This window comes from Caballeronia sp. M23-90 (assembly GCF_053574605.1).
This window is the reverse complement of the sequence record NZ_JBSIPA010000763.1, coordinates 1-1,696: the sequence shown is the minus strand read 5'-3', so window position 1 is coordinate 1,696 and position 1,696 is coordinate 1. Positions and strand designations below refer to the sequence as shown.

1 protein-coding gene is annotated in these 1,696 nt (G+C 63.8%); it reads right to left on the bottom strand.

Features of this window, described 5'->3' with window-relative positions; all coding sequences use genetic code 11:
• Window positions 1-59: 59 nt before the first annotated feature.
• Window positions 60-1,696: squalene--hopene cyclase (shc, locus tag ACRXB1_RS35610; RefSeq protein WP_449494721.1), on the bottom strand; the 1,637-nt coding region annotated here is incomplete at its 5' end.

The following is a 1,696-nucleotide window of genomic DNA, read 5'->3' as shown; positions in this document are numbered from 1 at the left end:
TGGCCCGCGCGCGATGCGCGCTTCAAACGCCATCCCCGTTACTGCGATAACGGGCAAGCTCACATCGCCGCCGTCACGCGCGTGGCGCCATCGCGCAGCATGTTCCGGTAACGAGCCAGCGCCCAAAGCGGGAAGAATTTTCTATAGCCGTGGTATCGCAGATAAAACACGCGCGGAAAGCCGGTCGCCGTGAACCTTGTTTCGTCCCAAAGCCCGTGCTCGCGCTGCGTGGACGTCAGATACTGGACGCCCTTCGCCACCGCCGGATGACCGACAAACCCCGCCGCCATCAACCCGAGCAACGCCCACGATGTCTGCGACGCCGTGCTCGGCGCCGCTTCATACCCGCGATAATCCAGCTTGTAACTCTCGCCGCCCTCGCCCCATCCGCCATCGGCGTTCTGGATGCTGATGAGCCATTGCGCGGCGCGCTGCATCCGCGAATCGGTCAGCGGCAATCCGGCCGCGTTCAACGCGCACAACGCGGTCCACGTCCCGTAGATATAGTTCAGGCCCCAGCGTCCGTACCAGCTTCCATCGCGTTCCTGATCGCGCAGGATGTAATCCAGCGAGCGCTTCGCCGGCTCGCTCGTCGCGGGCAACTCGCCAAGCTGCGCGAGCATCGATAGACATCGTCCCGACACATCCACCGTAGGCGGATCGAGCAACGCGCCGTGGTCGGAGAACGGGATGTTGTTGAGGTAATACTGCGTGTTTTCGGGTTCGAACGCGCCCCATCCGCCGTCGCTGCTTTGCATGCCGACGACCCATTCCCGCCCGCGCGCAATCGCTTCGCCGTACAGCGCGGTGCCGTTTTCGCGGTCGGCGCGATCCATTGCCATGGCGACAACGGCGGTGTCGTCGACGTCCGGATAATGCGGGTTCGCAAACTGGAACGCCCAGCCGCCGGGCCGGATAGTCGGCCGGCGCGAGATCCAGTCGCCGCGGACATCGAGGATCTGCAACGGCACGAGCCAGTCCAGTCCACGCGATACCGCCGCCCGCGCCTTCGGTGTATCGGCTTCGAGCAACGCGTGCGCGACGAGCGACGTGTCCCACACGGGCGATAAACACGGCTGGCAATACGCCTCGCCATCGGGCGCTTCATCGATGATCAAGAGCTTCTCGATCGACTTGCGCGCAATCGCCCGGTTCGGATGGTCTTCGGGATAACCCAGCACGTCGTACATCATGACGGAGTTGGCCATCGCGGGGAAAATCGCGCCGAGGCCATCCTCGCCGTTGAGCCGTTCATCGACGAAACGCACGGCCGCTTCTATTGCGCGCTGGCGTGTATGACGCGGGAACAGCGGATCGACGGTGCGCAGCACGGCATCCACGCAGCGGAACAACACGAACCAGCCCTGATGCTGATGCGGCGCGCGTGCGGCCATGCCGGTGTTGACAGGGGCATCGAAAAAAAGCTCGTCTATGCGCACGCCCTTCGGATTGCGCGCCTTCGGCCGCTTCGCGTTGAGCACGAGCAAGGGCACGATAACGGTCCGCGCCCAGTAGGACACCTTCGACAAATGGAACGGAAACCACTCGGGCAAGAGCGTGATTTCAACGGGCATCATGGGTACGGCGCGCCATGAAATCACGCCGAACAGCGCGAGCAGGATGCGCGTGAACACGTTCGATTTTTCCGCGCGCCGGGCGATCATCGCGGCCGGCGGCGCGGAAAAATCGAACGTGA